Consider the following 22,588-nt stretch of genomic DNA (forward strand, 5'->3'; position numbering starts at 1 on the left):
GATGCAGTCAGTGGAGTTTGACGATCAGCAGTGCACGTTGATGTGACGCATATTTGATGTGCGTGTTCACCGGAACCCCAGCCATGAACCTCAGCGCATTAGACCTTTCGAGAGTGCAGTTCGCGTTCACGGTGCCGACGTCGAGCAGCCGGACGGCAGCTTCCTGCATCGGCGAACTCACACTCCCGACCCGCATCAGCGCGTTCGCGCTGGTCCAAATGCAATGGCTGCTTGCAGACCAAAAACAACCATCTGAGTTCGTCAGACGATGCATCCGGTAGGTTCGGAATAGGAAATGCAACCGAGAGACCCAGCCAGCAGGTAGCATGCTTAACACAACCTTGTGTCGAGCGTGTATCCGCGAATCGCAACGGGCTCCTTCTTGGGAGTACACCGACAGCCTGGCGCTGCGACATAGTTGACGCCATAAAAAAGACTTTGCAGCGAATGGAATGTTTGCCCCGAGACTGTGTTTGCACCTTCGTACACCAGAATCCAGAGTCCGCTTGGAGTCGGAAGCATCGACCGGATGATTGGCCGGGTATGGTTCGTCTATCGACTCGCCGCAACGGCTGAGTGAAATCCGCGAATCTCATCCTTCACATATCTCGGAGAAGTCTCATGAAGTTGAAATCGCTTGTCCTCGCGGGTTTCGCCTGCGCCACCCTGCTTAGCGCAACGACGTCATTCGCGCAGGACAGCACCGCCACCCCATCCGTACCGATCAAGAATGTCGTGCTGGTTCACGGGCTGTTTGCGGACGGTTCGAGTTGGCAAAAAGTGATTCCGCTGCTGCAGGCGAAGGGCCTGCACGTGACGTCGGTGCAGAATCCGACGACCTCGCTCGACGCGGACGTGGACGCGGTCAAGCGCGCGCTTGCGCAACAGGATGGCACGACGCTGCTGGTCGCGCACTCGTACGGCGGGATGGTGATCAGCCAGACTGGCGATGATCCGAAGGTGGCCGGTCTCGTGTACATTGCCGCGCGTGCGCCGGATGCAGGCGAGGACTATCCGGCGCTGACGAAGAAATTCCCGGCCGCGCCCGCATCGGCGGGACTTCAGTGGTCGGCCGACGGCTATGGCAAGCTCTCCGAGCAGGCATTTGTGAAAGACTTCGCCGGCGATCTACCGACGGCTGAAGCAGAAACGTTATATGCGGTTCAGCAGCCGATTGGCAAGTCGATCGCGACGGCGAAGACGACAGTCGCCGCGTGGCACGACAGGCCGACCTGGTACGCGGTGTCGACTGAAGACCGGACCATCAATTCGGATCTCGAGCGCTTCATGGCGAACCGCATGCACGCGCATACAATCGAGCTCAAGTCGAGCCACGTGTCGCTGCTGTCGCATCCGACCGAGGTGGCGAACCTGATCCTCGAAGCGGCCGGTGTGCAGAAGTAACGCAATGCTCACATCGCATTGGCGCATATAGCACGGGCGGTCAGCTGCTGAAGAGCTTGCAGGCCCAAGGCAACAGTGACGCGGACTTTGGTGAGCGGTTGGCCAAGAACGTCCAGGCATGCGTCAGTTCGCCCGTCAGCGTTACCTTCACGTCACGGGCCACCTGCACACGACCAGTTGCCGGAGTGCACGATCCCGCTGCAGCAGGATGCGGTGTTCGTACAGCCAGCGTTTGAGATCCTGCAGCAGGCTAGTGCGATCCTGTCTGCCCATGATCACGGTTTTGAGCCAGCGTACGACATAGCGACGCTGATGTTCAGTCATGGGGCCGAAGCCGAGTGCCCGGTACGCGCAGGACTGGTGTTCGATGAGCGTGTCGGTATGGCCGTCGTACAGCGCGTACATCGTGCCCAGATCGGGCGGCTCGAGACCCAGCTGCTCCCCCGGGTGTTGCCAGAGATTGCGCGGTACGTACTGGCAGGCATCGAGCGTTCGCCCCGTCATGCGCACGAAGCCGATATGCAGCGCAAGCGCGAAGCGGTCAGACGCTTGCGACGCGCATTGATCAACGCGCGCTCCTTCGCGGAGAACGTGAAAAACGTCACCGGTTCGAATTGGTTCTGGGTATGCGGAATGGAGCGCATACCCAGATATGCCTGCCGCCAGTGCTCCATCGGAATCACTGAGGAACGGGAGAGGGGCTGGTCAGCGTAGCGGGAAAACCGCCGCAAGGCAACGGACAGACGCCGGAGCACGGCATCATGCGGCTGCGAGCCAGGCGCAAACAGCAACTCTTTGATTTATATAAATATAATATCAGGAGCGGACCGCCAACCCTTGTCGTGCCTGGAGGTCACTATCCTGGTAAACGGCATCAAAAGAGCTCAAGTCGAGCCACGTGTCGCTGCTGTCGCATCCGACCGAGGTGGCGAACCTGATCCTCGAAGCGGCCGGTGTGCAGAAGTAACGCAATGCTCACATCGCATTGGCGCATATAGCACGGGCGGTCAGCTGCTGAAGAGCTTGCAGGCCCAAGGCAACAGTGACGCGGACTTTGGTGAGCGGTTGGCCAAGAACGTCCAGGCATGCGTCAGTTCGCCCGTCAGCGTTACCTTCACGTCACGGGCCACCTGCACACGACCAGTTGCCGGAGTGCACGATCCCGCTGCAGCAGGATGCGGTGTTCGTACAGCCAGCGTTTGAGATCCTGCAGCAGGCTAGTGCGATCCTGTCTGCCCATGATCACGGTTTTGAGCCAGCGTACGACATAGCGACGCTGATGTTCAGTCATGGGGCCGAAGCCGAGTGCCCGGTACGCGCAGGACTGGTGTTCGATGAGCGTGTCGGTATGGCCGTCGTACAGCGCGTACATCGTGCCCAGATCGGGCGGCTCGAGACCCATCTGCTCCCCCGGGTGTTGCCAGAGATTGCGCGGTACGTACTGGCAGGCATCGAGCGTTCGCCCCGTCATGCGCACGAAGCCGATATGCAGCGCAAGCGCGAAGCGGTCAGACGCTTGCGACGCGCATTGATCAACGCGCGCTCCTTCGCGGAGAACGTGAAAAACGTCACCGGTTCGAATTGGTTCTGGGTATGCGGAATGGAGCGCATACCCAGATATGCCTGCCGCCAGTGCTCCATCGGAATCACTGAGGAACGGGAGAGGGGCTGGTCAGCGTAGCGGGAAAACCGCCGCAAGGCAACGGACAGACGCCGGAGCACGGCATCATGCGGCTGCGAGCCAGGCGCAAACAGCAACTCTTTGATTTATATAAATATAATATCAGGAGCGGACCGCCAACCCTTGTCGTGCCTGGAGGTCACTATCCTGGTAAACGGCATCAAAAACACGGGGACCCCTATGATAGGAATTCGCGCGTACCTTGTTCATCCCCCTTCCTCAGTCAATGGCATGCGTATCGAACGCGCATGGTTGGCGGCTCGTGGATCAATGTTGCGTACATTCCGCAAAAGTGCCGATTTGCAGTGCACGCGTCGCGCATATGCTGAGTCAGGCAACGCCATTCTGCCTCGAAGCCGGAGCCGCACGTATCGGCATGAACAGAGCGCCCGACCGTATCCAAGATGTCGTTGACGGCCTCCTCGAAGTCAATCTCAACAGTTAAGGCTGATGGCTTCGAACCGCTACTGGGCAATAGCCGCTTTGCCGCGCTTTGCACAATTGAAGCTCAACTCGACGACGGTGACCTACGGATAGACGAAGGCGAGCACGCCCAGATAGAAAATCAAGATTGCTATCGGTGAATACTTTGCTTCCAAGATCACGTGGGAGTCCACTAGGCGCAATATCGACGGGGAGACCACACCACTGATGCGCAGGCGCGCGTGGTCGAACTCGACTCGGCAGATCCCACCATCAGTCGCCGGAGCCGATGTCGGTGGTACGGAGCGCGGATTTGAAACATCGTCGATGACCGTTACGGGCAGCAACGGTGTTTGCGGTTCCTGCTGCGATATGAGAGCCGTGTGTGTCGCACCGTTGGCAAACCAAAGGCACGGTGGAGATATTGACGGCGCTACTTGGGCGGCAGATTGGCGTTGATCTCGTTCTGCCGGGCGATCAACGCGACCGACGCTTGGCTGGAAGGATTGCCCCGCAAGCCGCCGCTTGAACTCCATCGGGAAGTTCGGCCGCTTGTACGGATCACTATTGCCACGTCCTCTCAATACGCGTTCCACTTTGGTGCCCACAATGTGATTTGGTGGGCACCAAAATGGCCAAGCTGGTCAGCTACGCAGGATGCATCGCTTACCATCTTTACCCCGGCGGCACGAGAACAACCTTACCACCGCTGTGCCGGCTAGCGAGCGCGCGCTGGGCATTTGCAGCTTCGCGGAGCGGAAACGTTTGTGCGACGATCACGCGGAGTTTTCCGTCGTCGATAAGCTGTGCGAGACGCCTCAGAACATCGGGTTCCTGGCGCGCAAACACGGTGACGATCTCCGGTCCCGCATCCGCCACCGAGCAGACGCGCGCGTCCGCGCGATTCGCTGTTGCTGTCGCACGCAGAGTTCCGTGTCCGACGCAGTCGAGCACAGCTGTGACGCCTTCCGGCACGATTTGCCGGATCCGTCCAACTAGGCCTTCGCCATATTCGACCGGTTCGACGCCCAATGTTCGAAGCAAATCGTGATTGCTCATGGCCGCAGTGCCAATGACACGCGCGGCTGCATTTCGAGCGAGTTGGGCTGCCAACAAGCCAACGCCACCGCTCGCACCGTGAATCAGCACGACATCTTGCGGCGTGACCGCCAGTGTCTGAACGATAGCGCGATAGGCGGTGAGCCCCGCCAGCGGCAAACCGGCAGATTCTTCCCATGACGCCTTAACGGGCTTTCGGACCACAGCGTGGACCGGCACGGCGACCATTTCGGCGTAGCCGCCATGATGCAGAATTTCCTCGCGGATATAGGAGATCACCTCGTCACCTGGGACGAACTCGTTGACGCCTGGACCCACGGCGTCAATGACTCCGGCGACATCCCATCCAGGTATAACGGGAAACCACGCAGACGTATGGGTTTCGCCAAGTCCGGCCTGCAACGCGATGTCCGCGGGATTGAGCGCCGCAGCCTTAACACGAATCAGGACGCTGTTCTGGCTCAGTTTGGGATCGGGGACCTCACGATAGTCGAGCACCTCGGGTCCACCAAATCGGTCATAAACGATTGCTTTCACCGACGCACCTCAAAACGCTACGGGCAGATCAAGAATGATCTGGAGGGTTTCAATCATCCAACGACCATCAACCTGCTTTAGGGTAGGGCGATAGTAGCCGGACTCAATCGGCTTCACCGTCCCCTGTGCGCCCGACGCACCCGCCGGCCACCCACCCTCCGGCTTCAAGTCGCCGACAACGTTATAGACGATGAACTGTGCATCGAGGGTCGCAGTGTCGCCTTCGACGTTGATGATTGCGTCGTGCGTGGTGTGGTGGCTCCAACCCCTTGGCGGGTGCGGTTTCATCATGTTTGTGACTGCATTCGCAATCGCCTCGCGTCCCACGAGTTCGCCAAGCGATTGCGGGGTGCCCCCGTCGTTGTAGAACATCGTTACCTTGCCTTCCGTAAGGAATAACTCGGCCATCGCCGTTCCGTCTCGCCTATCGGCCGCACGAACGTAACGAGCCAAAACCTTCGCGATGTCGTAGTCCACTGACATGAATTCCATCCTCTTATAAAATGAGCTTATGAAAAGCATATATGGCTTGAGTCGTAAATGCAACTTTGAAAGGCGCATATTTTGATGCAAAGGAAATGCTTGTGATAGATGTTCGGTTTCCAACCGCTCTGCAGTTGATGTTGAGTCTCGCTTTGGCGAGATCCGTCCGGGCTGAGCCCGTCAGTTCGACGCGCCTCGCCGAGGGCGTGGGGTCACATCCAACCTTCGTCCGGCGCCTGCTGGTGCCGCTGATCGAAACGGGACTGGTAACTTCCAGCATGGGCCGCGCCGGCGGCTTGGCGTTGGGAAGACCGTCTGAAGAGATCACGTTGTGCGACGTCTACGATGCGGTGATGGGGGAGAAAGAACTGTGGCCACCGCGCAGCGATTTTCCTCATCAGTGTCTCGTTAGTTCGAACTTCAGTGCTTTCTTTGGCAATCTTGCTGCCGAGGTGGACGCCCAGGTTCGAGCGGCACTCGCACGCCAGACACTGGCCGAGAGTTTGGCTATGCTGGGCAAGCTGGATCAGGAGCGTGCATCCGCAACAACGGGTGCGTGATCGCCGCTCGTTTCTCTTGGCAGGCTCTTCACAACTCAAACGGATGTGTATGCAACTTCGTCATACAACTTAGCGAATGACCATCCCGTTTCCAACACCTGCCGTCCAATGATTGCGCAACAGATTTTGCAATAAGGGCACGGTCTGATTAAGCAAGGGTCCGCCCGGACGCTGCGCCGATGTCGCTATCCATAGCGTAGTTTCCAGAGTCGGTTGGCGGATGGGACGCACGTGGAAATCATTCTCGTGTCCGCTCGAGCGAACCGCTTTGAGCGACAGTATCGCGTGTACGCCTTCGTCGCGGACGAGAGTCAGGATCGCCGGGATGCTTTCGATTTCGAGCGCGATGCGTGGTTTCAGCGACGCCTGCGCCATCGTCGCTTCGACCAACATGCGGATAGAGTGCGGCCGGCTTGGCATCACGAGATTTCGCTCAGCGACTTCTGCCAGGCTGATTTCATCATGGAGTGATGCATCGGCTGACGATGTATCGGTTCCGCGGCCGGATACCAGATAAAGCTGCTCGTTGAGTACTGGGGCCAACTCAACCCCCGAAGAAGTGGGGACGGTATAAACCACGGCGCAGTCGGCGCGGCCGATTGTCAGCCATTCCAGCACGTAAGTGGACAACCCCTCAAGCACGCAAAGTGTCGCCTTGGGGAAGCGGTCGCGAAAGGTCCTTACCAGCGGAGCCGTCAGAGTAAGGCTCACGCTTGGCGGTAGCGCCACAACAAGGCGTCCCGTCGAGGCGCCTCGACCTTCCTCCATGTCGAGCTGGGCGCGTTCGATTTGTGCCAGAACGCTACGGCCGTGCTCCAGAAAACGCTTGCCAGCTTCGGTCAAGGTCACCCCCCGACCGTTACGTTCCAAAAGTGCCTGGCGAAATTCCACTTCCAACGCCCGCACCTGCCGGCTGAGCACCGGCTGCGCGACGGAAAGGAAATTCGAAGCCCGGGTAAAGCTTCCCAGCTCTGCGACATGGACGAAAGATTCAAGTTGTCGAAGCTCCATGACAATCTCCGGAATTGCATTTTATGCATATCTAATATGTCGGATATGTCATTGCAGAATGTCAGATAATGTAAAAAAATACAAGCACATCAACGGAGCCAGGTCGATAAATTCCATGCAACACCCCATATCCTGCCTATTCATGCGTGGCGGCACGTCGCGTGGGCCATTCTTCGACGCGGCCGACCTTCCGGTCAATGTGGTTGCGCGCGACCGCGTACTGCTCAATGTGATGGGGTCCCCTGACCCGCGTCAGATCGACGGCCTGGGTGGGGCGCACCCACTCACCAGCAAGGTCGGAATCGTGGGTCGTAGCAGCCGGCCCGGCATCGATCTGGAGTTCCTGTTCGCGCAACTGCAGCCGGACAGCGATACGGTCGACACGACGCCCAACTGCGGCAACATGCTTGCGGCTGTCGTGCCGTTCGCACTGGAAACCGGTCTGGCGACGGCGCAGGGTGACGTCACCACGTTACGTGTCCTGACAATTAACACCAACATGGCATGCGATGTCAGCGTGCAAACGCCGAATGGGCGGCTGCGTTACGACGGAGACGCACGCATCGATGGCGTGCCCGGCACGGCGGCGCCGATCTCGATCAACTTCCTCGATACGGCGGGCTCGGTTTGTTCAGGTCTGTTGCCGACGGGGCAGGTCCGTAACCGTGTTCAGCTCGATGCGACCTCCGCGATTGATGTCACCTGCATCGACAACGGCATGCCGATGGTGTTGCTGCGTGCCGATGCAGTTGGTCGTACCGGCCAGGAGTCGGTCTGGGAACTGAATGCGGATATTGAGCTGAAGTCCATGCTCGAAGCGCTGCGTCTGCGTTGTGGCGAGTTGATGGGCCTTGGCGACGTAACGTCGAAAACCTATCCGAAGATGTGTCTGATCGCCGCCCCAATTTCAGGGGGGAGTCTGGCGACACGCTGCTTCATCCCGCATGTGTGCCATGACGCGATTGGCGTGCTGGCCGCGGTTACCGTCGCCACCGCCTGCGTGCTCGAAGGCAGTATCGCTCAGGGTCTGGCATCGGTGCCGCCCAGCGCAATCAAGCAGATCTCGGTCGAACATCCGTCAGGCGAATTCAGCGTCGAGCTGGAGACCGATCCAGCCAATCCTCAGACAGTGCAGCGTGCAGCGCTGCTGCGAACCGCGCGATTGATCATGCGCGGCGAAGTCATGGTGAGTGATTCCGTATTTATGAAAGGAGATGCAACGTGATCATCGATTGCCATGGCCATTACACAACGGCGCCCAAGGCACTGGAAGAGTGGCGTAACCGCCAGATTGCCGCTTTGAAAGACCCGGCTCAGCAACCACGGGTCGCTGAACTGAACATCAGCGACGACGAACTTCGCGAATCTATTGCCGCTAACCAGTTGAAAAAAATGCAGGAGCGTGGCAGTGACCTGACGATTTTCTCTCCACGTGCCAGTTTCATGGCGCACCACGTCGGTAACTTTGAGACCAGCGCGACCTGGGCCGCGATTTGCAATGAGCTTTGCTATCGGGTCTCGCAACTGTTCCCCGAGAACTTTATCGGTGCCGCCATGCTGCCGCAGTCCCCGGGCGTTGATCCGAAGACCTGTATTCCGGAACTGGAGAGGTGCGTCAAGGAGTACGGCTTTGTTGGAATCAACCTGAACCCTGACCCTTCGGGCGGTCATTGGACCTCGCCGCCACTGTCGGATCGCCACTGGTATCCCATCTACGAGAAGATGGTCGAATACGATATCCCGGCGATGGTGCATGTTTCGACCAGTTGCAATGCCTGTTTCCACACCACGGGCGCCCATTACCTGAACGCCGATACCACAGCGTTCATGCAGTGCCTGACCTCAGACCTGTTCAAGGATTTCCCTGAGTTGAAGTTCGTGATCCCACACGGCGGCGGCGCGGTGCCGTACCACTGGGGCCGCTTCCGCGGACTTGCACAGGAGTTGAAAAAGCCGTTGTTGAAGGAGCATTTGCTCAACAACATCTTCTTTGACACATGTGTCTATCACCAGCCCGGCGTTGATCTGCTGACCAAGGTGATACCGGTCGACAACATCCTCTTTGCAAGCGAGATGATCGGTGCCGTACGTGGCATCGACCCCGAGACCGGCTTCTATTTTGATGACACCAGGCGATACATCGAAGCCTCGGCCAATCTGTCACCGGAAGACCGGCATAAGGTTTACGAAGGCAATGCCCGGCGAGTTTACCCGCGCCTCGACGCAGCACTGAAACGGAAGGGACTGTGAACACGATGACCGATACCAATCTTGGCAGCCAGCTTGGCGTTGTCAAACGCAACATCGTTCGCGCGGACGCGGCTGTGGTCAAGCAGCTTTCGGGCTTTGGCGTCGCGACCGTTCATGAAGCGATGGGTCGTATGGGGCTGATGAAGCACTACATGCGGCCAATTTATGCCGGCGCCTACGCGTGCGGCACCGCAGTGACGGTGTTACTGCATCCGGGCGACAACTGGATGATGCATGTTGTGGCCGAGCAGATTCAGCCAGGTGACGTTGTCGTCGCTGCCGTAACGGCTGACACCACCGACGGCTTTTTTGGCGACCTGCTGGCCACCAGCTTCCGTGCGCGAGGAGCAGTAGGACTTGTGATTGACGGCGGATGCCGCGATGTCAAGGACCTCACGGCCATGAAGTTTCCTGTGTTCTCGAAGGCGGTCAGCGCAAAAGGTACGGTCAAGGCGACTCTCGGATCGGTGAATGTCCCTGTGGTGTGTGCCGGAGCTCTGGTTAATCCGGGCGACGTAGTGATTGCCGACGACGACGGTGTCGTCGTGGTCCCGCTCGCACTCGCGCAGAAAGTCGCCGACGCTGCTGCCGCGCGGGAGGCCAATGAAGCAGAGAAACGGCAGAAGCTGGCAGCAGGCGTGCTTGGATTGGACATGTACTCAATGCGCGAGTCGCTGGAGCGGGCGGGTCTCAGGTACATCGACTGACATTGATTGTGTGATGACCAGGCGTAGCGCTTCTCTGCACTGATGTATCGGCGTTGAAGATCCTGCAGCAGTTAGGCCACGAATAACCTGAGATGGTACGAGAGAGAAGATGAGCCAGCATTTCCAAAAGACACCCGGTTGGTTGGACTGGTATCAGGGTCCTTCCAAACCGCGTTTCCAGCTGCCGCCCGGTTCAGTGGATGCCCACTGCCATGTTTTCGGTCCTGGCGAGCGCTTTCCCTATGCGCCGGAGCGCAAGTACACCCCCTGCGATGCGAGCAAGGAGCAACTGTTCGCGCTCCGCGATCATCTGGGCTTTGAGCGCAACGTGATCGTGCAGGCCACTTGTCACGGCGCAGACAATCGTGCGCTGGTCGACGCCTGCGTTAGTTCGGCGGGGAGGGCACGCGGCGTTGCGACCGTCAAACGCGATGTAAGCGATCAGGAACTGCAGGAGTTGCATGCCGCGGGCATACGTGGAGTGCGATTCAATTTCGTCAAGCGTTTGGTCGATTTTACGCCTAGAGATGAGCTGATCGAGATTGCGCACCGCATCGCCAAACTGAACTGGCATATTGTTGTCTACTTCGAGGCTGTAGATTTGCCCGAGCTGTGGGACTTCTTCACCGGTTTGCCGACGGCTCTGGTGATCGACCACATGGGGCGCCCTGACGTCTCCAAACCCGTAGACGGGCAAGAGTTTGAATTGTTCATGAGATTCATGCGCGAGCATCCCAACGTCTGGTCTAAGGTTAGTTGCCCTGAGCGACTTTCCATATCCGGAAAACCAGCGCTGGATGGGGAGCAAAACGCCTATCACGACGTGGTGCCATTCGCCAGACGTCTGGTCGAAACGTTCCCCGATCGGGCGCTTTGGGGCACCGACTGGCCTCATCCGAACCTGAAGAGCCACATGCCGGACGATGGATTGCTTGTGGACTTTATCCCTCTTATCGCCACTACGCCCGAGCTCCAGCGCAAGTTGCTGGTCGATAATCCCATGCGCCTGTATTGGGGGGAATGATGAATACCACTGCCGCACGCGACTATCGCCAGATCCCAGGCACTTATGTGTTTGATGGAGAGCATTGTCGTAAGGGATACGCGCTGAACATGTTCTGTAAATCGCTGGACCTGGAGAGCAACCGGGCAGCCTTTCGAGCCGACTCCCCGGGTTACCTCGACGGGTTTAAGCTGAGCGACGATCAACGCCGAGCCGTGCTTGATCGCGACTGGCTGATGATGTTGCAGCTAGGCGGGAATATTTACTACACCTTCAAGCTTGCCATTCTGGACGGTCTGACAATGCAACACGTGGGCGCGGCCATGTCGGCAAACAGAATGTCAGTGGACGAATTCCGCGCGATGATGATTTCTGGTGGTCGCTCGATCAAGGGCAACCGCAGCGTTGAGGAGTGGTCTCATGGCTAGGTTTGTTGGTGGTGTCGGTACCTCACATGTACCGTCTATTGGAGCAGCTATCGATCACGGCAAAACTCAAGAATCGTATTGGAAGCCGCTATTCGATGGGGTGAAGGCGGCTCGCGAATGGGTCGACGAGGTCAAGCCCGACGTGGTCATTGTTGTCTATAACGATCACGCGTCCCGATTCGGGCTCGACATGACCCCCACGTTTGCAATTGGCGTGGCCGACCAGTTTCCGCCGCACGACGAGGGATACGGCCCTCGTCCCGTACCGACGTGCCACGGCGACTCGGCGTTGGCATGGCACCTGACTGAATCGCTGATATTGAACGACGAATTCGATGTGACGATGGTCGGCGAGATGTCGGTAGATCACGGTCTGACGGTGCCGCTGTCGCTGTTGTTTGGTCAGCCAGATCAGTGGCCCTGCCGTGTGATCCCCTTGTGTGTCAACGTGATCCAGTATCCCCAGCCGACCGCCTTGCGCTGCTTCAAGCTCGGACAGGCTCTCCGGCGGGCGATTGATTCGTATGAACCCGACATCAAGATTGCGGTGATTGGGACTGGTGGCATGTCGCATCAACTACAAGGGGAGCGTGCCGGACTGATCAACGCGCCTTACGACAATCAATGGCTCGACGGCATGGTAGGCGATCCTCTGTCGCTAACCAAGATCGGACATACCGAACTGTTGCGTGAAGCGGGATCGGAGGGGCTTGAGATCATCATGTGGCTTATCATGCGCGGCGCGTTGAATGAAACCGTGCGTCAGGTTCATCGTTTCTACCACGTGCCTGCGTCGAACACAGCCTATGGCCTGTTGGTGCTGGAGGACGCGTGACAAAGCCGCTGAAGGTCGCAGTGGTCGGTGCCGGGGCGTTCGGTATTCAGCATCTGGACGCTATCTCGAGCTTGGGTGAGGCGGAAGTGGTGTCCCTCGTGGGGAGGGACTTGCGAAAGACACGTGAGGTCGCAGGACGCTATGGGATCCCGCAAGCCAGCGTCGAACTGGACGACGTGTTGGCACAGCCCGAGATAGAAGCGGTGATCTTGTGTACGCCTACTCCGTTGCACGCGGGACAGGCTATTGCCTGCATGCAGGCTGGCAAGCACGTACAAGTAGAGATTCCTCTCGCAGATTCCCTCGACGACGCCGAAACGGTTGAGCTATGGCAGCAACGCACAGGCCTGATTGCAATGTGTGGGCATACTCGACGTTTCAATGCAGGGCACCAGTGGTTGCGCGAACGTATACTGACTGGCGAGTTTTCGTTACGTCAGCTCGACGTGCAGACACATTTTTTGCGTCGCTTCAACTTGAATGCCCTAGGCCAACCACGAAGCTGGACTGATCACCTGCTGTGGCATCACGCGGCCCATACGGTAGACCTGTTTCAATATCAGACCGGTGAAGAGGTGATCGCGGCCAATGCGCTGCAAGGGCCGATCCATCCAACCTTGGGTATTGCGCTCGACATGTCTATCCAGCTCAAGAGCCGCGGTGGTGCGTTGTGCACGTTATCGCTGAGCTTCAATAACGACGGACCGTTTGGGTCGACCTTTCGATATATTGGCGACGGCTTGACCTATATCGCTCGCTATGACGAGTTGACCAACGGCACGGGGGAGAGCCTTGAACTTGATCTGCCCGAGCCCGTATTGGGAGGAGTAGCGCGCCAAGACCACGAATTCTTCACCGCGATCCGCGAGGGCCGCGAACCGAACGCGAGCGTGGCGAGTGTGCTTCCGTGCTATCGGGTATTGCACAAGCTTGCGCGACAACTGGGTTGAACTCGCTGCTAAATGATCGTGCCGGATGTGGCCCACCAGCGATGTGTCGGCGCAGGCATAGCAGCTATGCAAATCAAGATATTTATCGTGCGTCGTTATTCGAATACAGTAAATCATGTCGGTTCGGCACAATGGTTAGTATGACATAAAGATAGCCGAGAACATGTGGGGTTGCGTCGTCCTGGCATTCTTGGTTGGTCTGGTGAATGACGCCAGGTAGAGTCGAGGCGACAACCGTGAAATTCTTGACACGTCGGAACCGTCGACAATCACTATCTTAGTAAAACTAGGTACAAGTAAACGGAGACGCTGCGGGCAGGCGCATGGACCTTCAAGGGCGGCACGGAATCGGCACTGCGTGCCGAGCTCATAGCGGCCGTCGTAGTGAAAAACCTGTTGCCAGCGCTACCCAACTCTCCCGACGTGTCCTTTATCTGTTGTCGTGTGTAGGTGGGTCACGACTTATCAGTCGCGAGTCGTGAAACTATAAAAATTATTTTCTGAAGGATTGGAGACATGAAAAGAGTTCTGACCGGCGCGGTAGTCGCAGCTGCGCTGCTGGTATCTGTTCAGGCGCGTGCGCAAGGCAGCGTGACCCTGTACGGAATTATTGATACCGGTGTGGATTGGGAGAGCCAGGCGGCCAAGGCACCGGGGCAAACCAGCGCGTCTGGTTCAGCCATCCGGATGACGTCGCTCTCCAGCGCGCTCCCGTCGCGATGGGGGTTGCGTGGCAAGGAAGACCTCGGTTCAGGGCTGAATGTCATTTTTGAATTGGAGAGCGGCTTTGCGCCGAATTCCGGCGCTCTTCAGAACGGTAATCGTCTTTTTGGCCGGTCAGCGTGGGTAGGACTTGAAGCGCCGTATGGCACGGTTCGCGCAGGACGTCAGATCAACATGACGTACATCGCGCTAATGAAGTCGACCGTCCTGGGGCCAGCACTCTATTCGTTGGCGGCGCTCGACCCATACCTGCCCAATAGCCGTTCCGACAACACTCTAAGTTACTTCGGTGAGTTACATCATTTCGTGTTGGGAGCCACGTATAGCACAGGTCGAGATGCGGCGAGCGCTGCGGGAAGCTCGGCCGTGAATGGCGGGGCGGCGTTCAATCCCGGCGCGACGAATTGCCCTGGCGGCGTTGCAGGAAACTCTACCGCCTGCCGGCAGATTACTGCGCTGGCCGGGTATTGGGGGCAGCAGTTGGGTCTGCAATTTGTTTACGATCAGTTGCGGGGCGGCCCTGGCTTGTTACCCGGTAGCGTTTCTTACGATCCGTCTATGCCGCTGTTACTTTCGAGCTCAAGTGCGAAGACAACTCGATACATGGTCAGCGGCTACTTCCAACTTGGGGACTTTGCATTGCGAGGCGGTGCAATCCATCGAATGACGACTACGACAACGGATTACCAGACGAACATTTATTACGGCGGTGCATCGTACATGCTTAAGCCAGATGTTGAACTGGACGGTGAGATATCAAGAATTGCCACATCGGATCAAAAGAACGCCAACTACTACGTGATGCGTGCGACGTATTTTCTGTCGAAACGAACTTCCATCTACACGATGCTCGGCTTCATGCAGAATAATAGTCGTGCGTCATATTCAGTTGGTGCGGGCAATTACACGGTGGCGGGCGCGAAACAGACTGGCGTCCTATTCGGTATTCAGCAACGCTTCTAACATTTAGCCGTCGTGCCGAGAAAGGTCCAGGCGCTCTCATCTATATCTTTTTTGAATGCACATCCGCTGCCCCCGACGCGGGAGCGGCGATCAGCTATCGCTATTCGCCAATAGCCTCTATATTGTCCTGGGCTCTCCTAGCTTCACCCGAAACGCAAGAGGCGTTTCGAGTCATGCGTCTATGGCTCTCTCGACGTCTGTATGGAATTGCACGAGCTGCTGTCGCACGACTTCGCGTACCAACGATGTGCCTTGCCCAATCAGCATGTCGTGTAGCGCCCGCGCCGGCGTCGCAACTGAAAGGCTGCATCGTAGAACAGGCTTGGTAATGCGATGCAGTCTCAACTTCGGGTCCCCGATGCACGGGTGTACTCCGCTCAACGGAATCACGGCGCTTCCATAGCCCTTGCGGACCAGATCGAGGATCGCGGTGAGGTTCTCGATCTCGTGCACGACTTGCGGCTTCAGCCCGAGCGCGGCCATCGCGGTCGCCAGTGCCGCGTGCACGGCGTTTGTGGTGCCCGCCGTCACCAGCGGCAGAGCAGCCACGTCGGCGAGTGTCAGCGAACTCGGCAGCGCCTTTCCTGCGCGTTGGATCATAGGCCCTGCGACGAGGTATAGCTCCTCATCGGCCAGCAGACGCAATTCAGCGACGTCGCTAGGCGGCTGGTTGTAGACCACTGAGCAGTCGAGCTTGCCGATACCCACCAGTTCAACCAGATTCGCCGATAGACCGTCAACCGTGCGTAGTGTCACTTCAGGCAACTGCTCGCGGAATGCATCGATGAGCGGCACAACGACCGTGCGCGCAAGGCTAGGTGGCAAGCCGAGCACCAGGGTGCCCTGTGCCGGTCCAATACTCCCTCTGACCGCGCGTTCGGCAAGTGCGATCTGACGCAGAATAATTGGTACGTGATCAAGGAGCCGCTGACCCGCTTCGGTCAGGACGAGGCCGCGGCCGTTGCGCCGGAAAAGCTCAGTGCCGAGCTCTGCCTCAAGCTGCGCGACCTGGCGGCTCAGGGCTGCCTGGGTCAAGCCAAGGACGCTGGCGGCCCGTGTCAGATTTCCAATCTCTGCGATGCGGGAGAAGTGCTGGAGCTGTTTGATTTCCATATGCCAAGTCCTACCGAAAGTGCATAACAGATATGTTGAAAATACGATTTTTTAAAATCAGATATCAATATATCTTAACACTCGTTGACACCGAATGGACTAGCAATGGATTTGCAGCGATTGGTCAGATTATGGCGGCGCGGTTGCACCGTCATCAGGATGGGCCTCTTTTGTTCGTTCCTGACCTCCCTCGCGGGCACGCTGTTCAATGCGTTATTTGACCAACATTTTGACGCGCTAGGCCCGGACGGATTGCTGCGTCGCCTGATCGTTGGCTACGCCGGGGCCGCCGCGGTGGTCGTGCTGGCTTTTCCTTTTCTGTCTGGAGGCCCGCGTCAGCGGAACTCTGACGACGGCGCGTAGATCCTGCCAGTTCCAGCCGAGTGCGCCGACTTTTACTTCAATTGCCCTTTGAACAGAACACAGGAGACATCATGGACACCTCCACACATCCGATCACGATCAAGCCACGTCAGCGAGGAGCCGATCGTTATCAATACCTGACACAGACCAATTCAGGTACGCCAGCAGGTGAACTGCTTCGACGCTATTGGCAGCCGGTGGCATTGATCGACTCGCTGCCGCCTGGTGCAGCGCCACAGCCGATCCGCATCATGGGCGAGGACCTGGTGTTATTCCGCGATGACGATGGAAACGTCGGCCTGATCGACCGGAAGTGTGCTCACCGTTGCACTGACCTTGCACTGGGTCGTGTTGAAGCTGGTGGTATCCGTTGCCCCTATCACGGCTGGCTGTTCGACGTGAATGGCCGCTGTCTTGATCAGCCTGCCGAAGCTTCGCCGACCGCCAAAGATCGTATCCGGATGAAGTCCTATCCGCTCCATGAGGCAGGGGGGGCGTTCTGGGCGTATATGGGTCCTGGCGAGCCGCCGCTCTTCCCGAATTATCCCGCGCTTGCCGGCGGTAGCGAATATCGCTACACGACTCGCTGGTTTGGCGACTGCAACTGGATGCAAGCGAGCGAAGGCAATATCGACCCGGTTCACACCTCTTATCTGCACCAGTTGGAACTGTCTAGTGCCGACATGCAAGCCCGCTGGGGCGTGTTCTCGAATCAGGCTCGACCCGAGCTGGCTGTCGAAGAAACGCGCTTCGGGGTGCGGCTATATACGCTGCGCAAGATCGAAGGTACCGATCGCTCGTCGATTCGCATTACCAACTTTGTGATGCCCAACGCGTGTGCAGTTGGCGGCTTCGAGGGCTACCTGGGCGATGGCGGGGTCACCATGTTGTGGGACGTTCCAATCGACGATGAGCATCACTACCGCTGGGAATTCATCTTTCATCGCAGCGGCAAGCTGGATAAAGTCGCACTCGAAAAGCAATACGAATCGGAGAAGGCCGAAGGCGATCGAATGAGGCGCGCCAAGGATGACCTGTATTCGCAGGATCGCGAATCAATGAAGGGTCAGGCATACCTCGGCCTGGGTGAATGTTTTTCGGTGCATGACATCGCAATCACCCAGTCGCAAGGCACGATCCACGAACAGAGCGGCGAGCATCTTTCGTCATCTGACATCGCCATCGTGCGTGCGCGCCGGATGCTCGACGAGGCGGCACAGGCCATCGTCGAAGGCAAAGATCCTTGCGGCGTGGTCCGCCAGCAGGAAGACAACGATTTCCGGGACATGGTCGTGATAACCGGAGAGATCCGTGTCGGGGAGTCGAAGGAAGCGTATTGCGCGAGTTACACCGAGACCGCCGACCTGTTCAGGCTGCAAGAACCCATGGCGTAACGTACCGCGCGCAATAGCCGCATCGCGCGCGCGTCTCGTCGGTTCGTCCGGCGGGACGCGAGCAATCCCTGCCGCAATGACTTCGTCTTTGTGTTACCCGAATTTTCCCGATGCATCCTGCCATGAATACCATCCCCGTTCGAGTAGTTGCCGCAGAAACCATTGCAGAAGGGATCCGTCTGCTGAAGCTGGCGCCCCAGGACGGATCTATGTTGCCGCCCTGGGAGCCTGGCTCGCACATAGATTTGCATCTTGAACAGGGAATCACCCGACAGTACTCGCTGTGTGGATCGTACACCGACACATCGACGTATGAGGTCGCCGTCAAGCTGGAGGCTGAATCGCGTGGTGGTTCGAAGTTTGTCCACGAGTCGTTGCGAGTCGGTAGCGAACTGAGCATCTCTGCGCCACGCAATCATTTCACGATGAGTGCCCAAGCCGGCCACAGTCTACTCGTAGCCGGTGGGATTGGCATTACACCGATTATCAGCATGGCGCGCCAGTTCCATGATCGGGACCATACGTTCGAGTTGCTGTATTTCACTCGATCCGAAGCGCTCACCGCATTCCGCGACGAACTGGACAGCGGGCCGCTCAAGGGCTCGTGTCGGCTGCTGTTTGGCCAGGAGCGCGATGCCGTCGAGGCGGCGTTGGACGATGCGCTTCGCAACCGGCGCGACGGTGGTCATCTGTACCTGTGTGGACCGAAGCCGTTTATGGACACGGTTCGCATGGTCGCGGCACGTCACGGCTGGCCCGATGACGCGGTTCATCTGGAATATTTCGCCGCTGGGGCGTCGTCGGACACTGAGCCTCAAACGTCATTCGACCTGAAGCTCGCACGTTCGGACAAGACTTTCACGATACCGGCGGACAAGACGATTGTCGACGTGCTCCGCGAGCATGGAACGGACATTGAGACCTCCTGCGAGCAGGGGGTTTGTGGAACCTGCGTGGTGAACGTACTGGAAGGATGCCCCGAGCACCGCGACTATTTTCTCACCGCGCAGGAGCACGCACGGGGAGACTGCATGGCGGTATGTGTCTCACGTTCGCGTTCGAAGTTGCTGGTAATCGATCTATAAGCCAAGGGCCGCCGTCAAAAGCGGACCCCTATTAGAAAAATATCTGGAGACAAGAAGTGTCGAAGCGATTTGGCAGGACCGGCTGTGCGCGCGTGTTAGCCGCAAGCGTGCTCGTAATAATTCCCGCGAAAAACGTGCTGGCAGTCGACGGTATCGCGCTCAGCGGCACCGGGGTCATGTCCGCCGGTATGGGTGGGACCTCGATTGCATTTCCCCAGGACACTACGGCCGCCGCCGACAATCCTGCTGGAATGGGGTTAGTGGGTTCGCGAACTGACTTCGGAGTTCAGTTTCTGGAACCGTTGACCGACTTCGACTACGGGAGCGAGTCCAACAAGCTGCATACCGGGAAAGTGTATCCGGTTCCCAATGGAGGCGCGAACTGGCAGATCACGCCGCGGCTGACGTTGGGTGTGTCGTTGTTTGGGGTCGGAGTGGGCACGAGTTATGGTCGACCCGCGCTTCCGATCGCTGGTGCGGGAGTTGCACAATCGAGCTTGCAGACGGCGATTGCCGCGCCGACAGTAACGTATAGGATTACAGAGCACAACATCATTGGTATCAGTCTCGCGTTGGCCTACGAGCGCTTCTCGGCGAACGGCGCAATCGTCCCCACGAACGACGGGACACTCGAGCCACTACCTTCGCACGGCGTGTCGAACGCGTTCGGCTACGGTGCACGGGTCGGTTATATCTGGCAGCCGACACCGGCATTTACCTTCGGTGCGAGTTATGCCAGCCGCATCCGGATGAGTAAGCTGGCCGGCTACGAAAACGACCTGCTGGCGGGTGGCGGCGGGCGAATCGATATCGGCGCGCAATACGGGGCCGGCATTGCCTACAAGATCATACCGAGCGTCACACTCGCGGCGGACTGGCTGCATATGGAGTTTTCCAACACGGTCATCGGTTCGGCGCAGGGATTCGGCTGGCAAAACCAGGATTTCTTCCGCCTCGGTGCAGCATGGGACGTCAACTCGCGGTGGACCTTGCGGACGGGATTCTCGCGCGGGAACCATCCGATCGGACCGTCAGTGGTTGCGCAGAACCTTCTTTCGGCGATGCCGGTCTCAACGGCGATTTCGGCGGGCGCGACGTACCGCTTCAACAAGACCGATGAAGTGAGCGGAGTATTTGAATATGGATTCCCTGTCACGGTGACCGGTGACGGTGTCAGTACCGGATTCAGCGAAAGAACTAAAACTGAGGTTTTTGGCGTCAGTTACGGGCACAGCTTCTAGTGTCATGAGTTACAAATTCGCATACAAAATCTACGCCTTAGTAACCATGGACACGTTGTCGCGATAACCCTTTACGGATTGTGCGAAGGGACCGAACTCCTTGGGTACTACCTGCGAAGTGGAAAAGGGAACGTCGGCCGACCCTTAAGCAGAGGCGAGTTTGAAGGAGAAGCAAATGGAAAAGGCGGAAAGGTCCTTGCGATTCATGGTGGAAAAATGGCTGGTGATGGCTCCTTTAGTGTCGGTTCGGGTGACGCGAGGAAGTCGCGCACGCTCGAATCAGAGGCGCTATGTCTGCGTCGAGGCATTGCAATCGGCAGGTACGTTTGCAATCTATTTATTCCGTCAAGTCGACGGTACCTGGGATGTGTTCCCGGCTGATGCTGAACGTCCGGCGATGAGTGTTTTTTGATGTGCGGCGCGATTGGGATATCTGCGCATGTGAATGAACGCCGGTTGCGTCTACAACTGAGAAGGGGTTCGCTGTGTTCAACGAATCAAGTCAACTACCGTGTGAGTACGAGCAAGATCTGGACGCGTGGACATGTGCTTGGTACGACGCAGCCGTCGCAATGGACTTTATCCGATCGCCCTACCACCCCGACACTGAGACCCTAAAACGCCTTCATGGCTACTTCCACGCCGGGCTGTTGCCTGCGGAAGCGGCTGAAGCATGCTTTGGGCGAAAACACTGAAAAGGCGTTGCCTAATCGTATCGTTGTTCGAGCAGTTCCCGCTCTGCGAAAGACAAACAACGAGCCAAATAATGTAATGAATTTTCAACTCATGAAACTAGGTCGTATGGCCGGGAATCGCTGCCGGTGAGACCGGATGTCGGATCCCGTAACGAAGAACCCCTAATATCAGGAGAGTCCATGTCTACTTTTCCGTTTGATCCGAAGTCCGAACTGAGTGGCAACGTGTTGTCCGGGTTTTACATCGACGGACAGTGGGTGCAGCCTTGCTCCAACGCATCCGTCTCGCTCATCGCGCCGTCGACCGGGCAGGCATTCGCATCAGTTCCGCTTGCGGACACCGCGGATGTGGACAAAGCCGTCGATGCCGCGCGAAGAGCCTTCGACACGGGTCCCTGGCCGAGCATGTCCGGTGCTGAACGCGCCGCTTGCCTGCAAAGGATGTCGGCGGCGCTCGTTTCCCGTATGACCCTCCTGTCGCGTATCTGGACCGCCGAAGTCGGTGCGCCTCTCTGGTTCGCCAATATGTTCGTCCCTACGGCGAGGGCAATGTTTGACTACTACGCCGAACTGGCGTCGACTTTCGGTTTCGAGGAAAGCCGCTCGACGCGAGGTGGCGAAGCCATGATTATCCGCCACCCCGTCGGCGTGACTGCGCTGATCGCGCCCTGGAACGCGCAGTTGCCGATTCTTTCGTACAAGCTCAGTGCAGCGTTGGCAGCGGGATGTACGGTAGTAGTCAAAGCGCCGCCCGAAGCGCCGCTCGACGCACTGGTCGTGGCGGAATGTGCGCACGAGGCAGGTCTGCCGCCCGGTGTGCTCAACGTGATCACCGCCGACGCGGAACGGGGGGCACATCTGGTGGCGAAGCGGGAAGTGGACAAAGTGAGTTTCACCGGCAGTACTGCGACCGGAAAGCTGATTGCAAAGACCTGCTCAGATCGGCTTGCGAGAGTGACGCTCGAATTGGGCGGGAAATCTGCCGCTATCGTTCTCGACGACGCGGAGCTGAACCCGACCCTTGCTGCGCTGGCGCCGGTCACCATGCCGTTCTCGGGGCAAATCTGCTTCGCGCAGACACGGATACTGGTTCCGCGCAGCCGCGAGAAAGAGTTCATCGAAGCGTATAGCGCGATTATTGGCGGTCTCAAGGTGGGGGACCCCTGGGACATGACCACGCAGATCGGGCCCGTTGCGAGTCAGCGCCAGCTCGATCGAGTCATCAGATACATCGAAACGGGGAGCAACGAAGGAGCGCGGATCACGACGGGAGGTGGCAGGAGTTCTAAATATGATCAAGGGTTCTTTGTCGAGCCTACGGTGTTCGCCGGCGTGACGTCCGAAATGACGATTGCCCGGGAAGAAATATTCGGGCCTGTCGTTTCGATCATCGCCTACGACGACGTCGATCAGGCGGTGGCACTGGCGAACGATACTGACTTCGGTTTAAGTGGCACGGTGTTCACTAGCGATGTCGAGCGCGGCTACGCGACCGCGCGCCGGATCAGGACCGGGAACGTCTCGGTCAACGGCCTCGAGATGGCGCCCAACATACCGTTCGGGGGGTTCAAGCAGTCGGGGATCGGCAGAGAGGGCGGTCCCGAGGGCTTGAGCGCGTTCCTGGAAGACCAGGCGATTTATCTTCCGGCTGGTTCACCGCGCGTGCGGCAGGAGTGAGGC

General features: G+C 58.1%; 23 protein-coding genes. 16 read left to right on the plus strand and 7 right to left on the minus strand.

What is annotated here, in order from left to right; all coding sequences use genetic code 11:
• Positions 1 to 621 precede the first annotated feature (621 nt).
• Positions 622 to 1,404, plus strand: coding sequence for an alpha/beta hydrolase (locus tag WN982_RS07430; protein ID WP_341315094.1), 783 nt, complete (start codon positions 622 to 624; stop codon positions 1,402 to 1,404).
• A 147-nt stretch (positions 1,405 to 1,551) separates the two neighbouring features.
• Here WN982_RS07430 and WN982_RS07435 read toward each other — a convergent pair whose 3' ends face one another.
• The 5 genes from WN982_RS07435 to WN982_RS07455 all read right to left on the minus strand — a co-directional run bounded on the left by WN982_RS07435 (position 1,552) and on the right by WN982_RS07455 (position 5,587).
• Positions 1,552 to 1,914, minus strand: coding sequence for a DUF4158 domain-containing protein (locus WN982_RS07435; protein WP_341315095.1), 363 nt, complete (start codon positions 1,912 to 1,914; stop codon positions 1,552 to 1,554).
• A 604-nt stretch (positions 1,915 to 2,518) separates the two neighbouring features.
• Entirely contained in the window at positions 2,519 to 2,881 is a 363-nt protein-coding gene (locus WN982_RS07440; RefSeq protein ID WP_341315096.1) for a DUF4158 domain-containing protein, read from the minus strand.
• A gap of 731 nt (positions 2,882 to 3,612) precedes the next feature.
• On the minus strand, positions 3,613 to 4,104 hold the full coding sequence (locus WN982_RS07445) for a hypothetical protein (protein WP_341315097.1): 492 nt from the start codon (positions 4,102 to 4,104) through the stop codon (positions 3,613 to 3,615).
• A 79-nt stretch (positions 4,105 to 4,183) separates the two neighbouring features.
• Positions 4,184 to 5,104 (minus strand): NADP-dependent oxidoreductase, encoded by a 921-nt coding sequence (locus tag WN982_RS07450; RefSeq protein ID WP_341315098.1) that lies wholly within the window; start codon positions 5,102 to 5,104, stop codon positions 4,184 to 4,186.
• A 9-nt stretch (positions 5,105 to 5,113) separates the two neighbouring features.
• A complete protein-coding gene (locus WN982_RS07455) occupies positions 5,114 to 5,587 on the minus strand; it encodes a nuclear transport factor 2 family protein (protein WP_341315099.1) in 474 nt (157 codons plus the stop codon).
• A 137-nt stretch (positions 5,588 to 5,724) separates the two neighbouring features.
• Between WN982_RS07455 and WN982_RS07460 the strand changes: the two genes are divergently transcribed.
• Positions 5,725 to 6,147 (plus strand): Rrf2 family transcriptional regulator, encoded by a 423-nt coding sequence (locus tag WN982_RS07460; protein WP_341315736.1) that lies wholly within the window; start codon positions 5,725 to 5,727, stop codon positions 6,145 to 6,147.
• A gap of 69 nt (positions 6,148 to 6,216) precedes the next feature.
• On the opposite strand, the gene WN982_RS07465 is transcribed toward WN982_RS07460, so the two are convergent.
• Positions 6,217 to 7,158 (minus strand): LysR substrate-binding domain-containing protein, encoded by a 942-nt coding sequence (locus tag WN982_RS07465; RefSeq protein WP_341315100.1) that lies wholly within the window; start codon positions 7,156 to 7,158, stop codon positions 6,217 to 6,219.
• Between the two features lie 115 nt (positions 7,159 to 7,273).
• Here WN982_RS07465 and WN982_RS07470 point away from each other — a divergent pair, with 115 nt between their 5' ends.
• The 8 genes from WN982_RS07470 (at position 7,274) to WN982_RS07505 (ending at position 15,017) form a co-directional block, all read left to right on the plus strand.
• A complete protein-coding gene (locus WN982_RS07470) occupies positions 7,274 to 8,383 on the plus strand; it encodes a 4-oxalomesaconate tautomerase (RefSeq protein ID WP_341315737.1) in 1,110 nt (369 codons plus the stop codon).
• A complete protein-coding gene (locus tag WN982_RS07475) occupies positions 8,380 to 9,408 on the plus strand; it encodes an amidohydrolase family protein (RefSeq protein ID WP_341315101.1) in 1,029 nt (342 codons plus the stop codon). The genes WN982_RS07470 and WN982_RS07475 overlap by 4 nt, the downstream gene beginning before the upstream one ends.
• Positions 9,409 to 9,413: 5 nt before the next feature.
• Complete coding sequence (gene ligK, locus WN982_RS07480) at positions 9,414 to 10,115, plus strand: 4-carboxy-4-hydroxy-2-oxoadipate aldolase/oxaloacetate decarboxylase (RefSeq protein ID WP_341315738.1); 702 nt, start codon at positions 9,414 to 9,416, stop codon at positions 10,113 to 10,115.
• Positions 10,116 to 10,224: 109 nt separating this feature from the next.
• Complete coding sequence (locus WN982_RS07485) at positions 10,225 to 11,139, plus strand: amidohydrolase family protein (protein ID WP_341315102.1); 915 nt, start codon at positions 10,225 to 10,227, stop codon at positions 11,137 to 11,139.
• Entirely contained in the window at positions 11,139 to 11,546 is a 408-nt protein-coding gene (gene ligA / locus WN982_RS07490) for a protocatechuate 4,5-dioxygenase subunit alpha (protein ID WP_341315103.1), read from the plus strand. Before WN982_RS07485 ends, ligA begins: the two co-directional genes overlap by 1 nt.
• Positions 11,539 to 12,381, plus strand: coding sequence for a class III extradiol dioxygenase subunit beta (locus WN982_RS07495; protein ID WP_341315104.1), 843 nt, complete (start codon positions 11,539 to 11,541; stop codon positions 12,379 to 12,381). Before ligA ends, WN982_RS07495 begins: the two co-directional genes overlap by 8 nt.
• Positions 12,378 to 13,331 (plus strand): Gfo/Idh/MocA family oxidoreductase, encoded by a 954-nt coding sequence (locus tag WN982_RS07500; RefSeq protein ID WP_341315105.1) that lies wholly within the window; start codon positions 12,378 to 12,380, stop codon positions 13,329 to 13,331. Before WN982_RS07495 ends, WN982_RS07500 begins: the two co-directional genes overlap by 4 nt.
• A gap of 516 nt (positions 13,332 to 13,847) precedes the next feature.
• Positions 13,848 to 15,017, plus strand: coding sequence for a porin (locus WN982_RS07505; protein ID WP_341315106.1), 1,170 nt, complete (start codon positions 13,848 to 13,850; stop codon positions 15,015 to 15,017).
• 171 nt (positions 15,018 to 15,188) lie between these two features.
• Here WN982_RS07505 and WN982_RS07510 read toward each other — a convergent pair whose 3' ends face one another.
• Positions 15,189 to 16,130 carry a LysR family transcriptional regulator gene (locus tag WN982_RS07510; RefSeq protein WP_341315107.1) on the minus strand — a complete coding sequence of 314 codons (942 nt, stop codon included), beginning with the start codon at positions 16,128 to 16,130 and terminating at the stop codon, positions 15,189 to 15,191.
• Between the two features lie 105 nt (positions 16,131 to 16,235).
• On the opposite strand from WN982_RS07510, the gene WN982_RS07515 reads away from it, so the two are divergent.
• From WN982_RS07515 to WN982_RS07540, 6 genes are all read left to right on the plus strand, one after another.
• Positions 16,236 to 16,493 (plus strand): hypothetical protein, encoded by a 258-nt coding sequence (locus tag WN982_RS07515; protein ID WP_341315108.1) that lies wholly within the window; start codon positions 16,236 to 16,238, stop codon positions 16,491 to 16,493.
• Between the two features lie 41 nt (positions 16,494 to 16,534).
• Positions 16,535 to 17,887, plus strand: a complete 1,353-nt coding sequence (locus WN982_RS07520) for a Rieske 2Fe-2S domain-containing protein (RefSeq protein ID WP_341315109.1) — start codon at positions 16,535 to 16,537, stop codon at positions 17,885 to 17,887.
• 122 nt (positions 17,888 to 18,009) lie between these two features.
• Positions 18,010 to 18,972, plus strand: a complete 963-nt coding sequence (locus WN982_RS07525; RefSeq protein ID WP_341315110.1) for a PDR/VanB family oxidoreductase — start codon at positions 18,010 to 18,012, stop codon at positions 18,970 to 18,972.
• Between the two features lie 56 nt (positions 18,973 to 19,028).
• The gene (locus WN982_RS07530) at positions 19,029 to 20,213 is read left to right on the plus strand and encodes an outer membrane protein transport protein (protein WP_341315111.1); all 1,185 of its coding nucleotides are present in this window, start codon (positions 19,029 to 19,031) and stop codon (positions 20,211 to 20,213) included.
• A gap of 175 nt (positions 20,214 to 20,388) precedes the next feature.
• Complete coding sequence (locus WN982_RS07535; protein ID WP_341315112.1) at positions 20,389 to 20,625, plus strand: hypothetical protein; 237 nt, start codon at positions 20,389 to 20,391, stop codon at positions 20,623 to 20,625.
• A 409-nt stretch (positions 20,626 to 21,034) separates the two neighbouring features.
• Complete coding sequence (locus WN982_RS07540; RefSeq protein ID WP_341315113.1) at positions 21,035 to 22,585, plus strand: aldehyde dehydrogenase; 1,551 nt, start codon at positions 21,035 to 21,037, stop codon at positions 22,583 to 22,585.
• The last annotated feature ends 3 nt before the right edge of the window (positions 22,586 to 22,588 follow it).

This window comes from Paraburkholderia sp. IMGN_8 (genome assembly GCF_038050405.1).
Lineage (GTDB): Bacteria > Pseudomonadota > Gammaproteobacteria > Burkholderiales > Burkholderiaceae > Paraburkholderia.

What these genes read in the sequence shown, in the direction of transcription:
- WN982_RS07455 (WP_341315099.1), bottom strand. Translation starts at nt 5,587, where the DNA reads ATGTCAGTGGACTACGACATCGCGAAGGTTTTGGCTCGTTACGTTCGT.
- WN982_RS07430 (WP_341315094.1), top strand. Translation starts at nt 622, where the DNA reads ATGAAGTTGAAATCGCTTGTCCTCGCGGGTTTCGCCTGCGCCACCCTG.
- WN982_RS07465 (WP_341315100.1), bottom strand. Translation starts at nt 7,158, where the DNA reads ATGGAGCTTCGACAACTTGAATCTTTCGTCCATGTCGCAGAGCTGGGA.
- WN982_RS07485 (WP_341315102.1), top strand. Translation starts at nt 10,225, where the DNA reads ATGAGCCAGCATTTCCAAAAGACACCCGGTTGGTTGGACTGGTATCAG.
- WN982_RS07505 (WP_341315106.1), top strand. Translation starts at nt 13,848, where the DNA reads ATGAAAAGAGTTCTGACCGGCGCGGTAGTCGCAGCTGCGCTGCTGGTA.
- WN982_RS07470 (WP_341315737.1), top strand. Translation starts at nt 7,274, where the DNA reads ATGCAACACCCCATATCCTGCCTATTCATGCGTGGCGGCACGTCGCGT.
- ligK (WP_341315738.1), top strand. Translation starts at nt 9,414, where the DNA reads ATGACCGATACCAATCTTGGCAGCCAGCTTGGCGTTGTCAAACGCAAC.
- WN982_RS07515 (WP_341315108.1), top strand. Translation starts at nt 16,236, where the DNA reads ATGGATTTGCAGCGATTGGTCAGATTATGGCGGCGCGGTTGCACCGTC.
- WN982_RS07525 (WP_341315110.1), top strand. Translation starts at nt 18,010, where the DNA reads ATGAATACCATCCCCGTTCGAGTAGTTGCCGCAGAAACCATTGCAGAA.
- WN982_RS07535 (WP_341315112.1), top strand. Translation starts at nt 20,389, where the DNA reads ATGGAAAAGGCGGAAAGGTCCTTGCGATTCATGGTGGAAAAATGGCTG.
- WN982_RS07495 (WP_341315104.1), top strand. Translation starts at nt 11,539, where the DNA reads ATGGCTAGGTTTGTTGGTGGTGTCGGTACCTCACATGTACCGTCTATT.
- WN982_RS07460 (WP_341315736.1), top strand. Translation starts at nt 5,725, where the DNA reads ATGTTGAGTCTCGCTTTGGCGAGATCCGTCCGGGCTGAGCCCGTCAGT.
- ligA (WP_341315103.1), top strand. Translation starts at nt 11,139, where the DNA reads ATGAATACCACTGCCGCACGCGACTATCGCCAGATCCCAGGCACTTAT.
- WN982_RS07510 (WP_341315107.1), bottom strand. Translation starts at nt 16,130, where the DNA reads ATGGAAATCAAACAGCTCCAGCACTTCTCCCGCATCGCAGAGATTGGA.